The sequence below is a fragment of the Streptacidiphilus sp. MAP12-33 genome, from assembly GCF_041261265.1.
Lineage (GTDB): Bacteria > Actinomycetota > Actinomycetes > Streptomycetales > Streptomycetaceae > Streptacidiphilus.
In genome coordinates this window covers 479135-498776 of sequence record NZ_JBGCCA010000001.1, presented here as the reverse complement: position 1 = coordinate 498776, position 19642 = coordinate 479135, and the positions used below count along the sequence as shown (strand labels likewise).

The following is a 19642-nucleotide window of genomic DNA, read 5'->3' as shown; positions in this document are numbered from 1 at the left end:
TAGGTTAACGTACCCACATGGGTGACGTCGACGGTCTCCGCACACCTCCTGCCTACCCCGCCGCACACGGTCTGCTGGCCGGGCGCAGCGCGGTGATCACCGCCGCCGCGGGCGCCGGGATCGGCGGCGCGACCGCCCGCAGGTTCCTGGAGGAGGGCGCCCGCGTCCTGGTCAGCGACGCGCACGCGCGGCGCCTGAAGGAGTCCGCGGACGCGCTGGCCGCCGAGTTCGGCGCGGACCGCGTCGCCGCGCTCCCTTGTGACGTCACCGACGAGGCCCAGGTCCAGGAGCTGTTCGCGTGCGCGGGGCGGACCCACGGGCGCCTCGACATCGTGGTCAACAACGCCGGCCTGGGCGGCACCGCGGAGCTGGTCGAGATGACCGACGAGCAGTGGGACCGCGTCATCGACGTCACCCTCGGCGGCACCTTCCGCTGCACCCGTGCGGCCCTGCGCGCGATGAAGGCGGCGGGGGCGGGCGGGGTCGTCGTCAACAACGCCTCCGTCATCGGCTGGCGCGCCCAGGCCGGGCAGTCCCACTACGCGGCCGCCAAGGCGGGCGTGATGGCGCTGACCCGCTGCGCGGCCCTGGAGGCCGCCGCCTTCGGCGTCCGCGTCAACGCGGTCGCGCCGAGCCTCGCCATGCACCCGCACCTGGTCAAGGTCACCACCCCGGAGCTGCTCGCCGAGCTGACCGAACGCGAGGCGTTCGGCCGTTACGCCGAGCCGTGGGAGGTGGCCAACGTCATCGTCTTCCTGGCCAGCGGCTACTCCTCCTACATGACCGGCGAGACGGTCTCCGTGAGCAGCCAGCACGCCTAGTGAGCCACTGCTGAAGGGAACTGGAGCCCGCCATGGCCGAGGCCTACATCATCGACGCCGTCCGCACCCCCGTGGGCCGCAGGGGCGGAGGCCTGTCCGCCGTCCACCCGGCGGACCTCGGCGCCCATGTGCTGACCGCGCTCGTCGCCCGCACCGGCGTCGACCCGGCGGCCGTCGAGGACGTCGTCTTCGGCTGCCTGGACGCGGTCGGCCCGCAGGCGGGCGACATCGCCCGCACCTGCTGGCTCGCGGCGGGCCTGCCCGAGGAGGTGCCGGGCGTCACCGTCGACCGGCAGTGCGGCTCGTCCCAGCAGGCGCTGCACTTCGCCGCGCAGGGCGTGCTGTCCGGCACGCAGGACCTCGTCGTGGCCGGCGGGGTGCAGAACATGAGCATGGTGCCGATCGCCTTCGCCAGCCGTCAGGCGGGCGAGCCGCTGGGCCTGACCGAGGGCCCGTTCCTCGGCAGCGCCGGCTGGCGCGCCCGCTACGGGGACGCGCCGGTCAACCAGTTCCACGGCGCGGAGCTGATCGCCGCCAAGTGGGGCGTCTCGCGCCGCGACATGGAGGAGTTCGCGCTCCGCTCCCACCGGCGTGCGCTGCGCGCGATCGACGAGGGCCGCTTCGACCGGGAGGTCGTCGCCTACGGGGACGTGACGACCGACGAGGGGCCGCGCCGCGACACCTCGCTGGAGAAGATGGCCGGCCTGAAGCCCGTCATGGAAGGCGGCACCATCACGGCGGCCTGCTCCTCCCAGGTCTCCGACGGCGCGGCGGCGATGCTGATCGCCTCCGAGCGGGCCGTCCGCGAGCACGGGCTGACGCCGCGCGCCCGCGTCCACCACCTCTCGGTGCGCGGCGAGGACCCGATCCGGATGCTCTCCGCGCCCATCCCCGCGACGGCGTACGCGCTGAAGAAGGCCGGGATGCCGATCGGCGAGATCGACCTGGTCGAGATCAACGAGGCGTTCGCGCCGGTGGTCCTGGCCTGGCTGAAGGAGACCGGCGCGGACCCGGGGCGGGTCAACGTCAACGGCGGTGCCATCGCCCTCGGGCATCCGCTGGGCGCGACGGGCGTGAAGCTGATGACCACCCTGCTGCACGAACTGGAGCGCACCGGCGGCCGCTACGGCCTCCAGACCATGTGCGAGGGCGGTGGCCAGGCCAACGTGACGATCGTCGAGCGGCTGTAGGCGGCGCCTTCCCTTCCTTTTCCTCCCTGGTCTTGCGCGAAGTGGTTTGCAGTGCAAACCTGATGACACTGCAAACCACGGGAGGGGAAAGCACGATGGAGAACGAACCACCTGTCCAGTCACCCGCCGAACTCCTGGCTGCCACGCGGGCGGTCGGCCGGCTGGCCCTGGCGGCCCGGCGCGGGTTCTGGTTCCCGCTGGTCCTGTTCGGTCTGCTCGTGATCGGTGCGGCGCCCTGGTATCCGGTCGCCACCTGCGACCCCCACGGCGCCGGGATCTGCGTGCTGGCGGGCAGTCCGACGCCGAGCTCCCTCAGCGTGTCGCTCTACTGGCTGGTCGCCGGGGCCATCGGCTACGCCACCACGCTCGGCTACTACCGGCTCCACTTCGTGCGGGTGGGCGTGGCTGGCCGGATCTGGCCCTATGTGACCGCCGGGTTCGCGCTCTTCGCGCTGACGCTGCTCGCCACACCGGAGGTGAGCCACCTGCTCCTCGGACGCGGGTGGACGCTCCCGGGGGACCTGGCCATCCGCGGCCTGACCCCGCTGCTCCCGCTCGCGCTCGGACTCTTCGTGCTGGCCCGTCTCGAACGGAGCCTCCCGCTGGCCGGGTTCGCCGCGCTCTTCCTCGTCGTCGCCCTGCTCTCCAACCTCTACGACCTGGAGAACCAGTCCCCGCTGCTCGGCTGGACACCGTCGGCCCAGTGGCACCTGCTGCCCAACCTCTGGCTCTCCGGGTTCACCCTGCTGCTCGGCGGACTGGGCTTCGGCCTCGCCCGGCAGCTGCGCGACCGGTCCGTTCTGCCGCAGGCCCGCACCGCATGAGCCCTATCGACGAACGTCCCGCGGGCCAGGCCCATCCGACCCAGAGCCTGGACGACACCGTCCACCAGCGCACGCGTCTCGGTGCTCTCGCCGTGCTGCACGAGTCGGCGCAGGCGGAGTTCACCTTCCTGCGCGAGGCGCTCGACCTGACCGCAGGCAACCTCTCCCGCCACCTCCAGGTACTGGAGGAGGCGGGGCTGGTGGAGGTCGACAAGGGCTACGAGGGCCGCCGCCCCCGCACCTGGGTGCGGATCACCAAGGCGGGCCGCAGGGCCTTCCTCGACGAGATCGCGCAACTGAAGGAGCTGATCCGCCGCGTCGACGACGCGGCGGAGGGTCCTGACCGAGGCTAGGGCCGCAACCGGCCCATCACGTCGAGGGCCTGCGTCATCACCCGCTCCACCAGCTCCGCGCAGCTCGGCAGGTCCTCGATGACGCCCGCGACCTGGCCGGAGGCCATCACGCCGAGGTCCGTGCGGCCGTCCACCATCGAGGCCTTGAGCAGCATCGGGGTGTTGGCCGCCAGGAGGACCTGGCTCCAGGAGAGGTCCTTGCCGTGCTTCATGGCCAGGCCGTCGCGGACCATCGCCCGCCAGCTCATGCCGGAGAGCCTGCGGAACCCGGCGGCGTGCCGGATCGCGCGGGCCAGGACGCGGGCGCGGCCGGTGTTCTCCAGGGAGGTGACGAACTCCGTGCGGAGCATGCGGTGCGGCAGGCCGTCCACGGCGCGGGTCAGGGTGACGTCCTTGACCTGCGCCGCCAGGTAGCGGGCCTTGACCGCGTCCGGGACGGTGGAGTCGGAGGTGAGCAGGAACCGCGTCCCCATGGCGACCCCCGCCGCGCCGTACGCGAGCGCGGCGACGAGCCCGCGTCCGTCGAAGAAGCCGCCCGCCGCCACCACCGGGATGTCGACGGCGTCCACAACCTGTGGCAGCAGGACCGTCGTCGCCACGTCACCCGTGTGGCCGCCACCCTCGCCGCCCTGGACGACGACCGCGTCCGCGCCCCACGCGGCGACCTTCTCCGCATGGCGGCGGGCGCCGATCGAGGGGATGACGACGACGCCCGCGTCCTTCAGGCGGGTGATCAGCTCCTTGGACGGGGCCAGCGCGAAGGAGGCGACCCGGACGCCCTCCTCGACGACGATCCGCACGCGCTCCCCCGCGTCCCCGGCGTCGGCGCGCAGGTTGACCCCGAACGGCGCCTCCGTGCGGGACTTCACCTCCCGCACGGCCGACCGCAGTTGCTCGGGCGACATGGTCGCCGAGGCGAGGATGCCGAGCGCGCCCGCGTTCGCCGTCGCGGAGACCAGGCGCGGGCCGGCCACCCAGCCCATGCCGGTCTGGACGATCGGGTACCGCACGCCGACGAGCTTGGTCAGCGGGGTCTCGAACGAGTACGGCGCGGGCGCCGAGGGGGGCGGCGTCACGACCGGACCTCCCGCTCCCGCAGGCCGCGCGGGTCGATCACCTCGCGGATCAACCGGAGCTCCTCGTCGGTGGGTTCGCGGGTGGAGTCCACCGTCTCGCCGATCGCGAGCGGGAATCCGGTGGCCGCGACGACCTGCTCGACCGTGACGCCAGGGTGCACCGCGGCGAGCCGCATCGACCCGTCGGCGGTCGCGAAGTCGAAGACACCCAGATCGCTGACCACCCGCCGCAGCCCGTGGTACGGCCCCACCGCCCGGTCGTTGCCGACCCCGCAGACCACGTCCACGCGCTCGACGAAGACCCGGGCGCTGTGCCGGGGGACCCAGTAACTCGTGGAGTTGTTCAGGGTGTTCATCGGCGCACCGCGGAAACCCAGCAGCTGGCGGGTGGGCCGGGCCCAGTCGCCGACGCAGGAGATGTTCTGGTTGCCGTAGCGGTCGATCTGGCTGGCACCCATCATCACGTGGCGGCGCCCGCCCATGGCCAGGCTCAGGTGCTGCCGGTACGGCAGCCAGCCCTCCACCGTCTGCGGGCGCTCGCCCAGCGCCGCGACATCGGCGACGAGCAGCGCCTCGCCGTCGGTGAGCAGCAGGTCGGGGGCGAAGGTCAGCCTGGCCAGGCGGGCGCCGACGGACGGGACGGTGCCCATCGGGCTGGCCAGGATCTCGCCGTCGCCGCGCCAGGCCTCGGCGCAGGCGATGACGCAGTACTCCGCGCGGGTCGTCGCGGCGGTCAGGGCCTCGCTCACTGCTGCTCCTCCTGCCAGGCGGCCACGGCGGACCGGTAGTCGAGCTCACTGCCGCCGAGGAACCGCTGGGCGAAGGCGGCCCACTCCGTGCCGGCGTAGTGGCGCTGGAACGCCTCGTCGCGCTCGTAGTCGGGCGCGCAGGAGGTGAAGTGGGCGCCGTTCGGTGCCTCCACCACACCCGTCACGGACAACCGCTTGACCAGCAGCGACTGCGGGCCGCCCGCCTTGGCCAACTCGTCGGTGTCCACCAGGCGTTCGCAGGAGACGTAGGCGTGTTCGGCGGCCTCGCAGTACAGGTCGTCGAAGAACGGGTCCGGGCCCAGGTACTGGGCGTTGCCGTGCCGGTCGGCGCGGTTGAGGTGGACCAGCGCCGCGTCGAGCCCGAGCGCGGGCACCGCGACCAGCTCCTCGCCGTCCTCGTAGGGTGAACGCACGGTCCGCAGACTCGGGTTGACCCGCATCACGTCAGAGCCGAGACCGGCCCGGATCGGCAGGAAGGGCAGCCGGTGGACGGCCGCCGTCAGGCCCCACATCAGCATCGCCTCGTCCAGCTCGACCAGCTCGAACGCACCGCGTTCGCGCGCCGCGCGGTAGTGCGGCTCCAGCGGGATCGAGTCCAGCGTGCAGAAGGCCGTGACCAGCTTCCGGATGCGCCCCGCGGCCGCGAGCATGCCGACGTCGGGGCCGCCGTAGGAGACCACCGTCAGGTCCGTCACCTCGGACCGCAACAGCGCCCTGACCAGCGCCATCGGCTTGCGCCGCGAGCCCCAGCCGCCGATGCCGATCGTCATGCCGCTGCGCAGCCGGCCGACGACCTCCTCGGCGCTCATCACCTTGTCCGCCACGTCAGTTGTCCCCGTTCCTGCTGCCGAATCCGTCACGGACCCTGTCGGCGAGGCCGCTCAGGTTGGCCTCGAAGGTGAAGCCCTGCTCGAAGCGGTAGCTGCGCCGCACGTCCACCGGGTCGATGCCGTTGATCGCGGCCTTGGCCATCCGGATCAGCGCGCCGTCCTTGGTGGCCATCTCGCCCGCCAACCGCAAAGCGGCATCCAGGAGTTGGTCACGCGGGACGACCTCCCAGACCGAGCCGTGCCGGTGCAGCTCCTCGGCGGTGACCGTGCGGGAGGTGTAGTAGAGGGTGCGCATCAGGTGCTGCGGTACGAGCCGGGCGAGGTGGGTGGCGGCGCCGAGCGCGCCGCGGTCCAGCTCCGGCAGCCCGAAGTAGGCGTCGTCGGCGGCGACGATCGCGTCGGCGTTGCCCACCAGGCCGATGCCGCCGCCCAGGCAGTGCCCCTGGACCGCCGCGACGACCGGCACCTCGCACTCGTAGACGGCGGCGAAGGCCTCGTAACAGCCGCGGTTGGCGCCGATGATGGCCGTCCGGCCCGGGTCGCGCTGGACCTCCTTGATGTCCACCCCCGCATTGAAGCCCCGCCCCTCGGCGGCGAGCACGACACAGCGCACCTCCGGGTCCCGGCCGGCCGTGCGCACCGCCTCGGCGAGATCCCTCCAGCCTTGCACCGGAAGGGCGTTCACGGGTGGATAGGCCGCCGTCACGATGGCGATCGAGGGCTGTGGACGTGAGGTGGAGACACCCATCGGCGAATCAGCTACCTTTCCACCAAACGTTTGTTAGGTTCATTCTCGAGTTGACGGTAGCAGCGGGAGCCGCGCTGCGGGAGAGGCGAGGGGATGTGACGCCGTGACCGGACAGGTCGTCGTGGTGACCGGCGGGACGCGCGGGGTCGGCGCGGGGATCGCGCGGGCGTTCCTGCGGGTGGGCGCGGAGGTGCTGGTCTGCGCCCGCAGACCACCGGCAGAACCGGTCCAGGCGGCGGGCCGCAAGGCCGGGTTCGCCCCGGTCGACCTGCGGGACGCGGTCGCCGTCGCGGACCTCTTCGACGCCGTCGCCGCCCGGCACGGGCGGCTGGACGTGCTGGTCAACAACGCCGGCGGGACCCCCTTCCGCCTGCTCGACGACGCGGCGGACACCGCCCGCCACCTGCGTGTCCTCGAACTCAACCTGCTGGCCCCCCTGACCGCCTCCCTCGCGGCGCTGCCGCACCTGCGGCGCAGCCACGGCTCGGTGGTGATGGTCGGCAGCGTCAGTGGCACCCGCCCCTCCCCCGGCACCGCCGCCTACGGCGCGGCCAAGGCCGGTCTGGCCAACCTCGCCGCGTCGATGGCCGTCGAGTGGGCGCCGTCGGTGCGGGTCAACACCGTCGTACCGGGGATGGTCCGCACCGAGCTCTCCCACCTGCACTACGGCGACGAGGCCGGGATCGCGGCCGTCGGCGCGACCGTCCCGCTCGGCCGGCTCGCCGAGCCGGAGGAGATCGGCGAGGCCTGCGTCTTCCTCGCCTCCCCCCGCGCCGGGTACATCACCGGCGCCGCACTGACCGTCCACGGCGGCGGCGAGCGCCCCGCGTTCCTCGCCGCCGCGAACGCCAACCAGACCGAGGAGCAGCAGCCATGACCACTCCGTCCGCCCGTGGCACCCTCTGCGCCGGACGGGTCGTCGCCGTCACCGGCGGCGCTCGCGGTCTCGGCCGCGCCCACGCCCTGGCCTTCGCCGCCGAGGGCGCGCGGGTCGTCGTCAACGACCTCGGCGTCTCCCTCGACGGCGCGGGCGCGTCGTCCGGTCCGGCGGAGGAGGTCGTCACCGAGATCCGCGCGCTCGGCGGCGAGGCCGTGGCCCACGGCGGCGACATCGCCACCACGGACGGTGCGGCCTCCCTCGTCGGGACGGCCCTGGACGCCTTCGGCCGCCTGGACACCCTGGTCAACAACGCCGGCTTCCTGCGCGACCGGATGCTGGTCAACCTCGACGAGGAGGAGTGGGACGCGGTCATGCGCGTCCACCTCAAGGGCCACTTCCTGCCTTTGCGTCACGCGGCGGCGCACTGGCGCGCGGAGGCGAAGGCGGGCCGCAGGCCCGACGCCCGCATCGTCAACACCAGCTCCGGCGCGGGCCTGCTCGGCAGCGTCGGCCAGGGCAACTACAGCGCGGCGAAGGCCGGCGTCCTGGGCCTCACCCTGGTCGCGGCGTCGGAGCTGGCCGCCTACGGCGTCCAGGTCAACGCGATCGCCCCGGCGGCCCGCACCCGCATGACGGAGCAGACCTTCGCCACGACGATGGCCGCGCCGGACACGCGGGACGCGTTCGACGCGATGGCCCCCGAGAACGTCTCCCCGCTGGTGGTCTGGCTCGGCAGTGCCGCGTCCGCGGGGGTCACCGGCCGGGTCTTCGAGGCGGAGGGCGGCCGGATCACCGTCATGGACGGCTGGCGGCCGGGCCCCACGGCCGATCTGTCGGCCAGGTGGACTCCCACGGCGGCGGGAGAGGCCACCCGCAAGCTCCTGGCCGTCGCCGAGCCACCCCTCCCGGTCTACGGGGGGCGGTAGCCCCGGGGGCGCGAGGCTCTGCTGATGGATGTGCGGCTCCTCCCCCAGCCTTCGGCCGGGGGGTGCCCCCTGCGTGGGCACGACAAGCCACCGCCGGGAGGATGGTCCTCGATGCGCAGGGCCATCCGCACAGGGTGGTTGCTCGCGCCCACGCAGGGGCACCTCCCGGTACACGGGGCCGGTAGCCCAGGGGCGCGAGGCTCTGGGCAGGGCGACCGCCTCACGGCTCGAAGCGGTAGCCCATCCCCGGCTCCGTCACCAGGTGGCGGGGATGCGCCGTGTCCGGTTCCAGCTTGCGGCGCAGGCCGGCGAAGTAGACGCGGAGGTAGTTGGTGCTCGCCTCGTGGCCGGGCCCCCAGACCTGCTCCAGGATGTGACGTCCGGTCACCAGGCGGCCCGGGTGACGCAGCAGCACCGCCAGGATGCGCCATTCCGTCGGCGTCAGCCGAACCTGCGGAACGCCCTCCGCCCCCGGGGTGACGACCGCGCGGTCCAGGTCGACCAGGTGGTCACCGATCCGCACCGGCCCGGCCGAGGGTTCCTCGCTCGTGGGGCGGCGCAGGGCCGCCCGCAGACGGGCGAGCAGTTCGTTCATGGCGAAGGGCTTGGTGACGTAGTCGTCCGCCCCGGCATCCAGCGCCGCGACCTTCTCGTGGGAGTCGGAGCGGCCGGACAGGACGATGACGGGGGCCGAGGACCACGCGCGCAGGGCGTGGAGGACCTCCATGCCGTCGAGCCCAGGCAGGCCGAGGTCGAGAATGACGGCGTCGGGCGCGTTCCGGGTGGCCTCCTGGAGCGCGCTGCGGCCGTCGGACGCGGTGAGGACCGTGTAGTCGCGGGCCCGGAGATTGATCTGCAGGGCCTTCAGCATCTGCGGCTCGTCGTCGACGACCAGGATCCGGGTCATGCGACCTCCTCCTCCCTCTGGGTCTCGGCCCCCGGCTCGGGCTCCCGCTCCCGCTCCGGCTCCGGCTCGGGCTCCACGGGTTCGGGCGCCGTCGCCGCCGGGAGCGACAGCACCATGGTCAGGCCGCCGCCGGGGGTGTCCTCGGGCAGCAGCGTGCCGCCCATCGCCTCGGTCAGTCCGCGCGCGAGCGCCAGGCCGAGGCCGACTCCGGTGGCGTTGTCGTGGTCGCCGAGCCGCTGGAAGGGCTGGAAGATCCGCTCCCGGTCCGCCTCCGGCAGGCCGGGCCCGCGGTCGACGACGCGCAGTTCGACGCGCTCGCCGAGCGCGCTCGCGCTGATCAGGACCGGCTGCCCGGAGGCGTGCCGCAGGGCGTTGCCGACCAGGTTGGCGACGACGCGCTCCAGCAGCGGGCCGTCGACGACCACCTCTGGGCCCTCGCCCAGCCCCTGGGTCACGACGCCCGCGGCCGCCCCCGCGGTGTCCGAGCCCAGCGAGTCGACCGCGGTCGCGACGACGTCCTCCAACGCGGTGGGATGAAGCTGCAGCGAGAGCGCACCGGCCTGGAGGCGGCTCATGTCGAGCAGGTTCTCCACCAGACGGGTCAGCCGCTCCAGGGAGACCTCGGCCGTACCGAGCAGCTCGCGCTGGTCCTCGGGGCTGAACTCGACGTCGTCGCTGAGCAGCGAGGAGACGGAGGCGAGCGCCACGGCGAGCGGGGTGCGCAGGTCGTGGCTGACGGCGGCGAGCAGCGCGGTGCGCAGCCGGTCGGCGGCCTTGACCGGCTCCACCTCGGCGGCCGCCTCGGCCAGCCGGGAGCGTTCCAGGGCCACGGCCACGTGCGCGGCGAAGGCCGCGAGCACGCGGCGGTCGGAGGCGGGCAGGGGGCGGCCGCGCAGCACGAGCGAGGCACCCGCGCCGACGGGGACGACCTCCGCGCCGGGCTGGTCGGCCAGTTCCTCGGGTGCCACGACGCGCTCCACCACCTCCACGCGGTCGAGAGCGAAGGTCTCGCGCAACCGGGCGAGCAGCGCGGGCACGGCCTGGTCGCCGCGGAGCACGCTGCCGGCCAGCGCGGAGAGCGTCTCGGCCTCGGCGGTGGCGCGCGCGGCGCGGCCGGCCAGTTTGGTCGCGGTGTCGACGATCCCGGCGACGACGAGGCCGACGAGCGCGAAGACGACCAGCGCCAGCACGTTGTTGGGCTCGGCGATGGTGAACCGGTGGATCGGCGGGATGAAGTAGTAGTTGAGCAGCAGCGACGCCAGCACCGAGGCGAGCAGCGCGGAGGTCAGTCCGCCGAGGGTGGAGATGCCGACGACGAGCGCCAGGAAGAGCAGGGTGTCGCTGGTCAGGTTGATGGTGTCGCGGGTCCGGCACAGCACCGCCGTCAGCACCAGGGGCAGGACCAGCCCGCAGGCGAGGCCCGCCCACCGCCGCAGGCCCGCCCGGCTGCGGCGGCGCCTGCCGCCGAGGCCGTCCGGCAGGTGGGTGCCGCGACCGGACTCCTCGTGGGTGACCATGTGGACGTCGATGTCGCCGGAGAGCTCGATCGTCGTCTCGCCGATGCCGCGGCCGCCGGTCAGCGCGCGGCGCAGCACGCCCCGGCGGCTGGTCCCGAGGACCAGCTGGGTGGCGTTGGCGGCGCGGGCGAAGTCGAGCAGGGCGTTCGGCACGTCGTCGCCGACGACGGAGTGGTAACTGCCGCCGAGCGACTCGACCAGCTGCCGCTGCGCGGCGAGCGCCGCCGGATCGGCGTCGGCGAGGCCGTCGCTGCGGGCGACGTGCACGGCCAGCAGTGCGCCGCTGCCCGCGCGGTCCGCGATCCGGGCGGCCCGGCGCACCAGCGTCTCGCCCTCCGGTCCGCCGGTCAGGGCGACCACGACGGTCTCGCGGGTCTCCCACACCTTGTGGATCTCGTGCTCGGCCCGGTACCGGCGCAGGCCCTCGTCCACGCGCCCGGCCAGCCAGAGCAGGGCGAGCTCGCGCAGCGCGGTGAGGTTGCCGACGCGGAAGTAGTTGGACAGCGCCGCGTCGACCTTCTCGGCCGCGTAGACGTTGCCGTGGGCCATCCGGCGGCGCAGGCCCTCGGGGGCCATGTCGACCAGCTCGATCTGGTCGGCGCGGCGGACCATGTCGTCGGGCACGGTCTCGCGCTGCGGCACACCGGTGATCTTCTGGACGACGTCGTTGAGCGACTCCAGATGCTGCACGTTGACGGTGGTCAGCACGTCGATCCCGGCGTCCAGCAGCTCCTGGACGTCCTGCCAGCGCTTGGTGTGCCGGCCGCCGGGGACGTTGGTGTGGGCGAGCTCGTCGACCAGGACGACCTCCGGCCGCCGGTCCAGCACCGCGTCCACGTCCAGCTCGTCGAAGCGCGCCCCGCGGTACTCGCGGTGCGCCCGCGGCAGCACCTCCAGACCGCCCACCCGCTCCTCGGTGTGGGCCCGCCGGTGGCACTCGACGTAGCCGACCACCACGTCCTGGCCGCGCTCCGCCCTGCGGTGGGCCTCGTCCAGCATCTTGTACGTCTTGCCGACCCCCGGGGCCGACCCGAGGAAGACCTTCAGCCTGCCCCGGCCCGCACCGGTGTCTCCTGCCATCGCGCCGCGCCTCACCGGTCCACCTTGGCCGGACGGCGCCGGGGCGTACCACTGTGTGGCGGTCCCCATACGCAATCTTGACGCGGGACCTTCGGCCCCCAACGGGGGACTTCCGTCGATCCTTAGGTGAACAGTGCATTGATCTCGTTAAAACTGATGCGAATCTGCCGGAAAGCTTGCTAATCTGAAGGCACCAAGGCGCCCAGAGCCTGGGATTCACGGAGAGAACCGATACCTCATGTCCGAGACCGCCACCGCAGCAGTGACCCCCCGTGTCATCGTCGGTGTCCGCGACTCCGCGAAGGGCCGCGCGCAGCTGCGCCGGGCCGCGGCGGAGGCGCGCCGCAAGGGCGCGGTCCTGGTCCCGGTCCTGGCCTGGTCCCCCGCGGGCGGCGAGTTGCTCTACCGCACCCGTCCCTGCCCCGAGCTTGCCCACTCCTGGGAGCAGCGCGCCTGCGCGAAGCTCGACGAGGTCGTGACCGGCACGCTGGCAACGGAGGAGCTGCCGGCCGCGGTGCGGCCGGTCACCGTCCGCGCCGAGAGCCTGGCGGAGGCGGTCGCCTCCGAGGCCTCCGCCCCGACGGACGAGATCTTCGCCCCGGCCTCCCGCCCGAGCCTGCTCACCCGCCTCGGCTTCTACCACCACACCCCCGGCCGCGGCGTCGCCCTGGCCCACTGACGCGACCGTTCGCTCCCACCGGGAGCGAAGGCGATCGTCAGCGGAACTCGCGCAGGCGCGGAGCCACGCCCGCGCCCAGCAGGAGCAGAACGCCCGCCACGCAGCCCAGTTGCAGCCACAGCGCCGAGTCCGCGCGCCCCGCGCCCGCCGTGGAGGCGTCCGTGTACGCCCGCTCGTTGATCCCGATCAACGTCTGGAGCGCAGCGTCGTGCGCGTTGAAGTCCGCGTTCGAGCCGCCCGGGGCGAGGCTCGTGCAGTAGGCGATCGCCTGCTCCAGCTGGCCGGCGGCGACCATCGCGCGGATCCTCCGGTCGTCTGCCTGGTACGCCTGGAACGCGACGAGCGTCCTCAGCGCCGCCGCGCCCTCCCCGGCGAAGGTGATGTTGTGGAACTCGCGCCCGTACTCCCCGCCGAAGCGGATGTCCGACGGGTCCGCGCGGACCGCCGCCACCGCCGGGGCGAGCGCGGTGTCGTAGGCGCCGAGTTCCGCGCCGTTCAGGGAGAGGACCTGGTCGGTGTCGGTCTCGAAGTCGTGTTCGTACTGGTCGCGGCGGCCCGCGTCGAGGACGTAGCGGCTCTCGGCCGCGTTCGAGTCGGAGACGGTCGCGCGGGCCTGGGTGAGGGCGACGACGGAGTCGTACGCGTCCTTGCGGGCCGTGGTGAGGTCCTGGCCCTCCGCGCCGAGGAACGAGCCCGCCGTCGACAGCAGCACCACCGTCAGCACGCTCGCCGCCGCCAGCGCCGGGTTGACCAGGCGCCGGAAGCGGACCGCGAGCCACACCTGAAGGGCGACCAGGGCCAGCAACAGGCCGCCGCCGAGCAGGGTCAGCCAGATAGCCGCGGTGGCGAGCGCGCCGTGCTCGTCGGTGGAGCTGAGCTCGAAGGCCTGGTCGTTGGCGACGACCAGCGAGTGCGCCGCCGGGAGCAGCTGCTGCCGCATCAGGTCCGTGGCCTGGCGGTAGTCGGCCAGCGCGGCCGGGTCGGGGTGGCCGGCCGCGGCGTTCGCGTGGGTGTCGAGCTCCAGCGCGCGGGCCGCGAGGTCCTGGTAGCTGCCCATCCCGTCGAGGATCTTCGCCAGCGCGACCTGGGCGGGGGCGTTGCCGGACGCGTCGAGGGTGGCCTGCTGCAGGTCCCTGTCGGCGTCGGTGCGGTCCTTGGCGTAGAGCTGCCGCGCGGTGGCGAGGTTCGTCGCGAGCTTCGGGTCGTCGCCGAACATCAGCTGGTTCGCCGCCTGGGCGTCCAGGTCGGTGAGTGACTGGTAGAGCGCGCCGGCGTCGGTGACCTGCGGCGCCTCGTGCTGGGTGATCCGGTTCCAGCTGCCCTGCGCGCCCGTCGAGACCCCGGCCAGCAGCCCGCCCAGCAGCATCGCGAGCACCGCGCACCCGGCCGCGCCCCAGCGCAGCCGCCCGGGCACGTGCAGGCGACCCGGCCCCTGCAGCCGTCCCGGCAGGTGGGGGCGGCCCCGCCCGTGCGGCCGGCCGGGCACGCCCGGCTGCGGACCGCCTGCTCCCGGCCTCTCCCCCTGAACCCGCTGCCGCTCCGGTGCCACGACCGTCGTCATCCCCGCCGAGCCCTCTTCCCCGTGTCGTCGGGCCTCTCGGCCTCGGGGCTCAACTCTGCTGCGGGGTGGCGTGACCCAGCGGCGTCCTGACGCGCTCTTAGCGCTCGAACGCCGGTTCTTGACGACTTGTTGGCGGCACCGGGACGGCTCGGGGGAGCGTCACGCGAGCACGCTCTCCGGCATCGGCAGCCGGCGTCCTTCGATCATCAGCGTGCAGACGGGGGTGTGCGGGCGGTGGCCACCGTGGTGGGGGTGGTCGATCCGCACGCTCAGCGGCCTCGCGGGCTCGCCGGGCAGTTCCGCCTCCAGCACGGTCGTGCCGGTGCCGCGCTGGTGGTGGTAGCCGACCTCCTTGCCGTCGACGAGGAGGACGATGTCCTCGGTGCGCCAGGTGAAGCCGGTGCGCAGGTCGAGCGAGACGGAGTGGCCGTCGAGGTCGAGGTGGTAGTGGTGCCGCGTGGTCATCCTGGCCTCCCGGGCCGCCGGAGACTCCCCTCACCTACCACGATAAGCCCGTCCGCGAGCCGCTACTCCTTGCCGCCGGTGCCGCCCTCCCCGCTCTCCTCGGCGTTCTCCCGCCGGTGGCGCCGCCACGCCCAGACCCCGACGACCAGTACGACGATCACCGCGATGACGACGGCGACGATCTGCCCCGCCTGCTTCTCCACCCGCTGGTACGCCTGCCCGGCCAGGTAGCCGAGCAGCGTGAAGCCGATCCCCCAGGTGATGCCGCCCAGCGCGTTGAAGAGGAGGAACCGCCGGTACGGCATCTTCGAGATACCGGCGAGCGCGGGCATCACCGCCCGGAAGAAGGCGATGAAGCGCCCGAAGAAGACCGCGGCGGCGCCGCGGTCCCGGATCATGTCCTGGGCCTCGCCCAGCCGCTTGCGGTGCCGACGCAGCGGCCGGATGTCGAGGATCCGGTCACCGAAGTGGTTGCCGATCTCGTATCCGACGCTGTCGCCGGCGATGGCGGCGAGGACGACCACCAGCGCGACGGCCCAGTACGACACGTGCCCCTGGTTCGCCAGCACCCCACCGAGGACGGCGGCGGTCTCGCCCGGCAGCACGAAACCGACGAAGATCGCGTCCTCGCAGAAGACCAGCGCGCCCACAACCGCGTACACGACGGGCCCGGACAGCCCGGCCAGCCAGTTGGTGATCGCTCCCATACGGGCCAGTCTGCGCCATGAGCCAGTTGCCTCAGCTCAGGGACGCGGGGAGAGTGCAGCCTGTGAAGATCTTTCTGGCGGGGGCCGGTGGGGCGGTCGGGCGGCGGCTGGTGCCCATGCTCGTGGCGGCCGGGCACGAGGTCGTGGGGACGTCGCGGAGCGAGGCCGGCGCGCGGCGCGTGCGGGAGACGGGGGCGGAGCCCGTCCGCCTCGACGCGCTCGACGCGCCCGCGCTGCGGGACGCCGTCCTCGCGGCGCGGCCCGACGCCGTGCTGCACCAGCTGACGGACCTGTCCGCCGCCGACGGCGCCGCGAACTCGCGGCTGCGCCGCCTCGGCACGCGCAACCTCGTGGACGCCGCCCGCGCGGCCGGCGTGACGCGGATCGTCGCGCAGTCGATCAGCTGGGTGTACGGCGGCGGAGAGGGCCCGGCCACCGAGGCGGAGCCGCTGGACCTGGACGCTCCCGCGCCCCGCGACGCGATGGTCGGGGCCGTCGCGGAGCTGGAGCGGATCGCGGGCGAGCTGCCCGAGGCCGTCGTCCTGCGCAACGGGCTGCTCTACGGACCGGGCACCTGGTACGCGCCGGGCGGCCCGGTCGCCGCCGCGCTGCGCGGGGAGGACGGCGGGCCGTACCTCGCGGGGCTGACCGCGAACGCGGGAGTCGCCTCGTTCGTGCACGTGGACGACGCGGCCGGGGCCGTCCTCACGGCGCTGGAGTGGCCCGCCGGGCCGGTGAACATCGTGGACGACGAGCCCGCGCCCGCCGCGGCGTGGCTGCCGGTGCTGGCCTCAGCCCTCGGCGCGCCCGCGCCGGCCCCGTCCGGCGCGCCGCCCGCCCGGTGGGAGCGCGGGGCCTCGAACGCGCGGGCCCGCGCCCTCGGTTGGGCCCCGGCTCGGCCCACCTGGCGCACCGGCTTCGCCGACCAGCTGCGCTGACGCCGCGCGGGCAGAGGGGGCAGAGGGAGACTCCGCGGCAGAGGGACGACAAAAAGGACGGGGCGCGAGGGGTCTGTGGTCACCCTCGCGCCCCGTCAGTCGGGACGGACGTCCTCGTTACCGCCGCGCGAGCGCGTCGACGAAGAGCGTCGCGTTGATGGTGCCCCAGCCGGAGGCCAGGTCGTAGCCCTTGGTGGCGTTGTAGCCGGTGACCCCGCTGTAGGAGTTGTTGCCGGTGGTCACGTCCACGATGCCGTCACGGGTCGCGTTGCGCTCGCCCATGAAGTACAGCTTGGGGTTGATCAGACCGAGGTCGTGACCGGCCTTCTGGTCGGCCAGCGCGACGATGCCCGCGAAGATCGGGGTCGCCTCGCTGGTGCCGCCGGTCAGGCCCCAGCCGTCGTTCTTCGGGTTCGGGTCGTAGGACGAGTAGGTCCAGGCCGCGCCGTTGACCGCCGCGCTCATGCTGATGTCCGGGGTGCCGCGGTGCGCGCCCGTGGCCTTGCTGACACCGTTCTGGTAGAACGGCCGACCGAAGACGCCGGAGATGCCGCCGCCGCCCGCGCCGTAGCCGTCGTTCCAGACCTTGTCGGCCGCGGTGCGGACACCGTTGTCGTTCAGCGTCAGCTGGGTGCCGCCGACGGAGGTGACCAGCGGGTCGGAGGACGGCCAGGAGTTGACTCGCTTGGTGTAGAGCGGGCCGGCCGTGGTGGCGTCGGTCGCGCCCTGGTCGCCGGAGGCGCCGAGGACGGTGATGCCCTTGCGGTAGGCGTCGACGAAGGCGAAGCGCAGGGCCTTCAGGGACTGGGCGCCGGTGGCGTAGTCGGTGAAGGTGTTCTCGGTGGCGCCGAAGCTCTGGGAGATGACGTCGCCCCAGTGGTGGTCGACGGCGTACTTCTCGGCCGCCATCATCTCCGGGAAGCCGGTGGTGCCCTCGGTCTCGGCCACGCCGGTCTCGACCAGGACGATCTTCGCGTCGGGGGCTATCGCGTGCGCGTACTCGACGTCGAGGGTGGTCTCACCGGCCCAGCCGAGCTGGTCGGAGGTGCCGGTCCAGGACCAGTTGCTGCCCCACTTGCGGACGTCGACCTTGGTGCCGGGCAGGCCGAAGGCCGCGTCGAAGGTGTTGAGGTCCTTCTGGATCGTCGGCGAGCCGAAGGAGTCGACGATGACGATGGTGCGGCCCTTGCCGTTGACGCCCGACTTGTAGAGCGGGGCCAGGTTGTAGGCCTTGCGGTACTGGAGCGGGGTGTAGCAGCGAATGTGGATCTTGCTAAGGCAGACGCTCGTCGGCAGAACCGACGTCATCCCCTTGGCCAGCACGTTTCCCTGAGAGGCCGGGACCGGCTTCGGCAGCGCGGCCGACGTCCCCGCGGCGACGGCCGAGCCGGGCGCACCCGCCGAGAAGGCCAGCACAGCGGCCGCACTCGCGGTGATGCCGGCGGCCGCACGGAGGGAGCGAGAGCGTGCGTTGGAACGAGCCATGGTTCTCCTCAAGCTCACAATGGCGTGCACGCGAACACGGGAGGAAAACCAGACCACCACGTCACCCCTACGCCCCCCGCGCGCGGCACAGCCGCGACAGTGCGAACGATGCTCGCGCAAGTATTTGACTCGCGCCACCCCCCGATCGGGGGTTGTAACCCCGCATCGGGGTGGAAGCCCTGCGTGATCGTCAGCGCCCGTCCGTGGCCTCCCCCGTCAGGTGCGCGAAGACCACGACGTTGGAGTCCCAGTGTCGGTCGGCGGTCAGGCTGCCGCCACAGGTGATCAGCCGGAGCTCGGCGTCGTTCACGGGGCCGTAGACCTTCCCCGAGGGAAACGCGTCCTTCTTGAAGGTGTCCACGGCGTCGACCGAGAAAACGGCGGTCGTGCCGTCGTCCCGGGTGATCTCGATCCGCTGGTCCTTCTTCAGGTCCTTCAGCCGGAAGAAGACGGCCTGCGGCACCTGCGGGGTGTCCATGTGCCCGGCGATGACCGCCGCCCCGCGCTCGCCCGGGGTCGGACCCTGGCGGTACCAGTCGGCCTGCGTCGGCCGGTCGAACGGTGGGGTCTCCAGGGTGCCGTCGGACTGGAGGCCGATGGTGCCGAGCGTGGCGTCCAGCTTGATCGCCGGGATGCGGATCCGGTCCGGCACGGAGGGCGCGAGCGCCGAGCTCGCCCGTACGTTCACGGCGCTCGCGCCCGCTGACGCGCCGTCGTGCCCCGCACCCGCACCCGCACCCGCGCAGCCGACCGCCAGGCCGGCGACCAGGGCGACGGCCGCCCCCAGGGCCGCCGCGCGCGCGAGGGTCGCGCGACGGTCCTGGGCGCGCCGGTCGCCCGGATCAGCCATTGCGCTGACCCTTGCGGCGACCCAGCAGCACGCGGCCGCCCCCGAGCAGCCCGACGCTCGCCAGCGCGGCGCCCGCGCCCAGGGCAGCCCGGTCGCCGGTCCCGCCACCGCTCTCGCCCACCGGCGCCATACCGGTGTTGACGCTGCCGGTCGGGGTCTTGTGCCGGCTCGGGGTCAGCGGGGCCGGCTTGGTGTGGTCGGGGTCCTTGCCGTCGTGGTGGCCGCCGCGGGCCTCGGTGACGGTGAACTTGACCGTGCCGACCAGCGTGGAGCCGTCGTAGGCCTTGATGCCGTAGTAGCCGAGCTTCGCTCCCTTGGCCACCGTCGCCTCGCCGTGCCAGACACCGGCCGCCGAGCGGTCCTGCACCAGGTGCACGGTGCCGCCGAGGGCGTCCGAGACCACGGTCACCGGGCCCTTGGCGTTCTTGACGGTCAGGCCGATCCGGTCGCCCGGAGCACCGTTGTCCTTGGACAGCACGAAGGACGCCTGCGGCGCGGGGGTCGGCTTGTCGGCGGTGACGGTGAAGCTGCCGGTCGTGGTGAGCGGCTTGCCCGCGCCGGTGGCCCAGACCGCCACGCCGTACCGGCCCGCGTCGGCCCTCGCGACGGTGGCGGTCCCGGTCCAGACCCCCTCCTTGCCCTTGGCCTGGACGAGCTTGAAGGCGCCGAAGGCCTTCGAGGAGACGCTGACGCCGCGTACCTTCGCGTCGGTCGTGACGGTGACCTGCACCTGGTCCCCGGCCTTTCCACTGGACGCGGAGAGGGCCAGCTCGACGCGGCCGTGCTGGGGCTGGGCGTCGTCGCCGGCACCGGTGCCCGGGCTCGCGCTCGCGCCGGCGGAGGCCGGGGTGGTGGCGTCGGCCGCGAAGGCGACCGTCGGGGCGGCGACGGCGGTCGTCGCGGCGAGCGCGATCGCGGGAACGATGAGTGCCTTGCGCATGGGGTGAACCTCCTAGCAGGACCGGGAGTTCGTCTCCCGGACACGCCAGCTAGGAAGCCCGGCACCGGGCGTTCGGTTTCACCCGTTTTCGCCCT

General features: G+C 73.4%; 20 protein-coding genes. 8 read left to right on the top strand and 12 right to left on the bottom strand.

The window, feature by feature from the left end:
- The first annotated feature begins 17 nt into the window (after window positions 1-17).
- The 4 genes from ABH931_RS02340 to ABH931_RS02325 all read left to right on the top strand — a co-directional run bounded on the left by ABH931_RS02340 (window position 18) and on the right by ABH931_RS02325 (window position 3188).
- Window positions 18-821, top strand: coding sequence for an SDR family oxidoreductase (locus ABH931_RS02340; RefSeq protein WP_370109309.1), 804 nt, complete (start codon window positions 18-20; stop codon window positions 819-821).
- A 32-nt stretch (window positions 822-853) separates the two neighbouring features.
- Complete coding sequence (locus tag ABH931_RS02335) at window positions 854-2011, top strand: acetyl-CoA C-acetyltransferase (protein ID WP_370109307.1); 1158 nt, start codon at window positions 854-856, stop codon at window positions 2009-2011.
- A 95-nt stretch (window positions 2012-2106) separates the two neighbouring features.
- Window positions 2107-2835: a hypothetical protein gene (locus tag ABH931_RS02330; RefSeq protein ID WP_370109305.1), complete on the top strand. Its 729-nt coding sequence runs from the start codon at window positions 2107-2109 to the stop codon at window positions 2833-2835.
- On the top strand, window positions 2832-3188 hold the full coding sequence (locus ABH931_RS02325; protein WP_370109303.1) for a winged helix-turn-helix domain-containing protein: 357 nt from the start codon (window positions 2832-2834) through the stop codon (window positions 3186-3188). Before ABH931_RS02330 ends, ABH931_RS02325 begins: the two co-directional genes overlap by 4 nt.
- Here ABH931_RS02325 and ABH931_RS02320 read toward each other — a convergent pair.
- The 4 genes from ABH931_RS02320 to ABH931_RS02305 are packed head-to-tail and all read right to left on the bottom strand — an operon-like array spanning window position 3185 to window position 6612.
- Window positions 3185-4264 (bottom strand): NAD(P)H-dependent flavin oxidoreductase, encoded by a 1080-nt coding sequence (locus tag ABH931_RS02320; protein WP_370109301.1) that lies wholly within the window; start codon window positions 4262-4264, stop codon window positions 3185-3187. The genes ABH931_RS02325 and ABH931_RS02320 overlap by 4 nt on opposite strands.
- Entirely contained in the window at window positions 4261-5013 is a 753-nt protein-coding gene (locus ABH931_RS02315; RefSeq protein ID WP_370109299.1) for a CoA-transferase subunit beta, read from the bottom strand. The genes ABH931_RS02320 and ABH931_RS02315 overlap by 4 nt, the downstream gene beginning before the upstream one ends.
- Window positions 5010-5858 carry a CoA transferase subunit A gene (locus ABH931_RS02310; protein ID WP_370109298.1) on the bottom strand — a complete coding sequence of 283 codons (849 nt, stop codon included), beginning with the start codon at window positions 5856-5858 and terminating at the stop codon, window positions 5010-5012. The genes ABH931_RS02315 and ABH931_RS02310 overlap by 4 nt, the downstream gene beginning before the upstream one ends.
- Window position 5859: 1 nt before the next feature.
- Complete coding sequence (locus ABH931_RS02305; RefSeq protein WP_370109296.1) at window positions 5860-6612, bottom strand: enoyl-CoA hydratase family protein; 753 nt, start codon at window positions 6610-6612, stop codon at window positions 5860-5862.
- 103 nt (window positions 6613-6715) lie between these two features.
- On the opposite strand from ABH931_RS02305, the gene ABH931_RS02300 reads away from it, so the two are divergent.
- Window positions 6716-7489 (top strand): SDR family oxidoreductase, encoded by a 774-nt coding sequence (locus ABH931_RS02300; RefSeq protein WP_370109294.1) that lies wholly within the window; start codon window positions 6716-6718, stop codon window positions 7487-7489.
- The gene (locus ABH931_RS02295) at window positions 7486-8418 is read left to right on the top strand and encodes an SDR family oxidoreductase (protein WP_370109292.1); all 933 of its coding nucleotides are present in this window, start codon (window positions 7486-7488) and stop codon (window positions 8416-8418) included. The genes ABH931_RS02300 and ABH931_RS02295 overlap by 4 nt, the downstream gene beginning before the upstream one ends.
- 220 nt (window positions 8419-8638) lie before the next feature.
- Here the strand turns inward: ABH931_RS02295 and ABH931_RS02290 are convergent, their stop codons facing one another.
- Together ABH931_RS02290 and ABH931_RS02285 are read right to left on the bottom strand one after the other, a co-directional pair.
- A complete protein-coding gene (locus ABH931_RS02290; RefSeq protein ID WP_370109291.1) occupies window positions 8639-9325 on the bottom strand; it encodes a response regulator in 687 nt (228 codons plus the stop codon).
- The gene (locus tag ABH931_RS02285) at window positions 9322-11922 is read right to left on the bottom strand and encodes an ATP-binding protein (protein WP_370109289.1); all 2601 of its coding nucleotides are present in this window, start codon (window positions 11920-11922) and stop codon (window positions 9322-9324) included. Before ABH931_RS02285 ends, ABH931_RS02290 begins: the two co-directional genes overlap by 4 nt.
- Window positions 11923-12160: 238 nt before the next feature.
- Between ABH931_RS02285 and ABH931_RS02280 the strand changes: the two genes are divergently transcribed.
- On the top strand, window positions 12161-12601 hold the full coding sequence (locus ABH931_RS02280; RefSeq protein ID WP_370109288.1) for a hypothetical protein: 441 nt from the start codon (window positions 12161-12163) through the stop codon (window positions 12599-12601).
- Window positions 12602-12638: 37 nt separating this feature from the next.
- On the opposite strand, the gene ABH931_RS02275 is transcribed toward ABH931_RS02280, so the two are convergent.
- The 3 genes from ABH931_RS02275 to ABH931_RS02265 all read right to left on the bottom strand — a co-directional run bounded on the left by ABH931_RS02275 (window position 12639) and on the right by ABH931_RS02265 (window position 15334).
- Window positions 12639-14162, bottom strand: coding sequence for a hypothetical protein (locus ABH931_RS02275; protein ID WP_370109286.1), 1524 nt, complete (start codon window positions 14160-14162; stop codon window positions 12639-12641).
- A gap of 159 nt (window positions 14163-14321) precedes the next feature.
- Complete coding sequence (locus tag ABH931_RS02270; protein WP_370109284.1) at window positions 14322-14627, bottom strand: hypothetical protein; 306 nt, start codon at window positions 14625-14627, stop codon at window positions 14322-14324.
- A 62-nt stretch (window positions 14628-14689) separates the two neighbouring features.
- Window positions 14690-15334 carry a DedA family protein gene (locus ABH931_RS02265; protein WP_370109282.1) on the bottom strand — a complete coding sequence of 215 codons (645 nt, stop codon included), beginning with the start codon at window positions 15332-15334 and terminating at the stop codon, window positions 14690-14692.
- A gap of 62 nt (window positions 15335-15396) precedes the next feature.
- Here ABH931_RS02265 and ABH931_RS02260 point away from each other — a divergent pair, with 62 nt between their 5' ends.
- Window positions 15397-16272 (top strand): NAD-dependent epimerase/dehydratase family protein, encoded by an 876-nt coding sequence (locus ABH931_RS02260; protein ID WP_370109280.1) that lies wholly within the window; start codon window positions 15397-15399, stop codon window positions 16270-16272.
- 117 nt (window positions 16273-16389) lie between these two features.
- On the opposite strand, the gene ABH931_RS02255 is transcribed toward ABH931_RS02260, so the two are convergent.
- From ABH931_RS02255 to ABH931_RS02245, 3 genes are all read right to left on the bottom strand, one after another.
- On the bottom strand, window positions 16390-17757 hold the full coding sequence (locus tag ABH931_RS02255) for a S8 family serine peptidase (protein WP_370109278.1): 1368 nt from the start codon (window positions 17755-17757) through the stop codon (window positions 16390-16392).
- A 190-nt stretch (window positions 17758-17947) separates the two neighbouring features.
- Window positions 17948-18607 (bottom strand): class F sortase, encoded by a 660-nt coding sequence (locus ABH931_RS02250; protein ID WP_370109276.1) that lies wholly within the window; start codon window positions 18605-18607, stop codon window positions 17948-17950.
- Complete coding sequence (locus ABH931_RS02245) at window positions 18600-19547, bottom strand: hypothetical protein (protein WP_370109275.1); 948 nt, start codon at window positions 19545-19547, stop codon at window positions 18600-18602. Before ABH931_RS02245 ends, ABH931_RS02250 begins: the two co-directional genes overlap by 8 nt.
- Window positions 19548-19642: the final 95 nt, after the last annotated feature.

Excerpts from the sequence above, each read along its gene's own strand:
- ABH931_RS02275 (WP_370109286.1), bottom strand. The coding sequence starts at position 14,162 with ATGACGACGGTCGTGGCACCGGAGCGGCAGCGGGTTCAGGGGGAGAGG.
- ABH931_RS02280 (WP_370109288.1), top strand. The coding sequence starts at position 12,161 with ATGTCCGAGACCGCCACCGCAGCAGTGACCCCCCGTGTCATCGTCGGT.
- ABH931_RS02245 (WP_370109275.1), bottom strand. The coding sequence starts at position 19,547 with ATGCGCAAGGCACTCATCGTTCCCGCGATCGCGCTCGCCGCGACGACC.
- ABH931_RS02295 (WP_370109292.1), top strand. The coding sequence starts at position 7,486 with ATGACCACTCCGTCCGCCCGTGGCACCCTCTGCGCCGGACGGGTCGTC.
- ABH931_RS02270 (WP_370109284.1), bottom strand. The coding sequence starts at position 14,627 with ATGACCACGCGGCACCACTACCACCTCGACCTCGACGGCCACTCCGTC.
- ABH931_RS02340 (WP_370109309.1), top strand. The coding sequence starts at position 18 with ATGGGTGACGTCGACGGTCTCCGCACACCTCCTGCCTACCCCGCCGCA.
- ABH931_RS02285 (WP_370109289.1), bottom strand. The coding sequence starts at position 11,922 with ATGGCAGGAGACACCGGTGCGGGCCGGGGCAGGCTGAAGGTCTTCCTC.
- ABH931_RS02255 (WP_370109278.1), bottom strand. The coding sequence starts at position 17,757 with ATGGCTCGTTCCAACGCACGCTCTCGCTCCCTCCGTGCGGCCGCCGGC.
- ABH931_RS02335 (WP_370109307.1), top strand. The coding sequence starts at position 854 with ATGGCCGAGGCCTACATCATCGACGCCGTCCGCACCCCCGTGGGCCGC.
- ABH931_RS02265 (WP_370109282.1), bottom strand. The coding sequence starts at position 15,334 with ATGGGAGCGATCACCAACTGGCTGGCCGGGCTGTCCGGGCCCGTCGTG.
- ABH931_RS02325 (WP_370109303.1), top strand. The coding sequence starts at position 2,832 with ATGAGCCCTATCGACGAACGTCCCGCGGGCCAGGCCCATCCGACCCAG.
- ABH931_RS02330 (WP_370109305.1), top strand. The coding sequence starts at position 2,107 with ATGGAGAACGAACCACCTGTCCAGTCACCCGCCGAACTCCTGGCTGCC.
- ABH931_RS02250 (WP_370109276.1), bottom strand. The coding sequence starts at position 18,607 with ATGGCTGATCCGGGCGACCGGCGCGCCCAGGACCGTCGCGCGACCCTC.
- ABH931_RS02305 (WP_370109296.1), bottom strand. The coding sequence starts at position 6,612 with ATGGGTGTCTCCACCTCACGTCCACAGCCCTCGATCGCCATCGTGACG.
- ABH931_RS02290 (WP_370109291.1), bottom strand. The coding sequence starts at position 9,325 with ATGACCCGGATCCTGGTCGTCGACGACGAGCCGCAGATGCTGAAGGCC.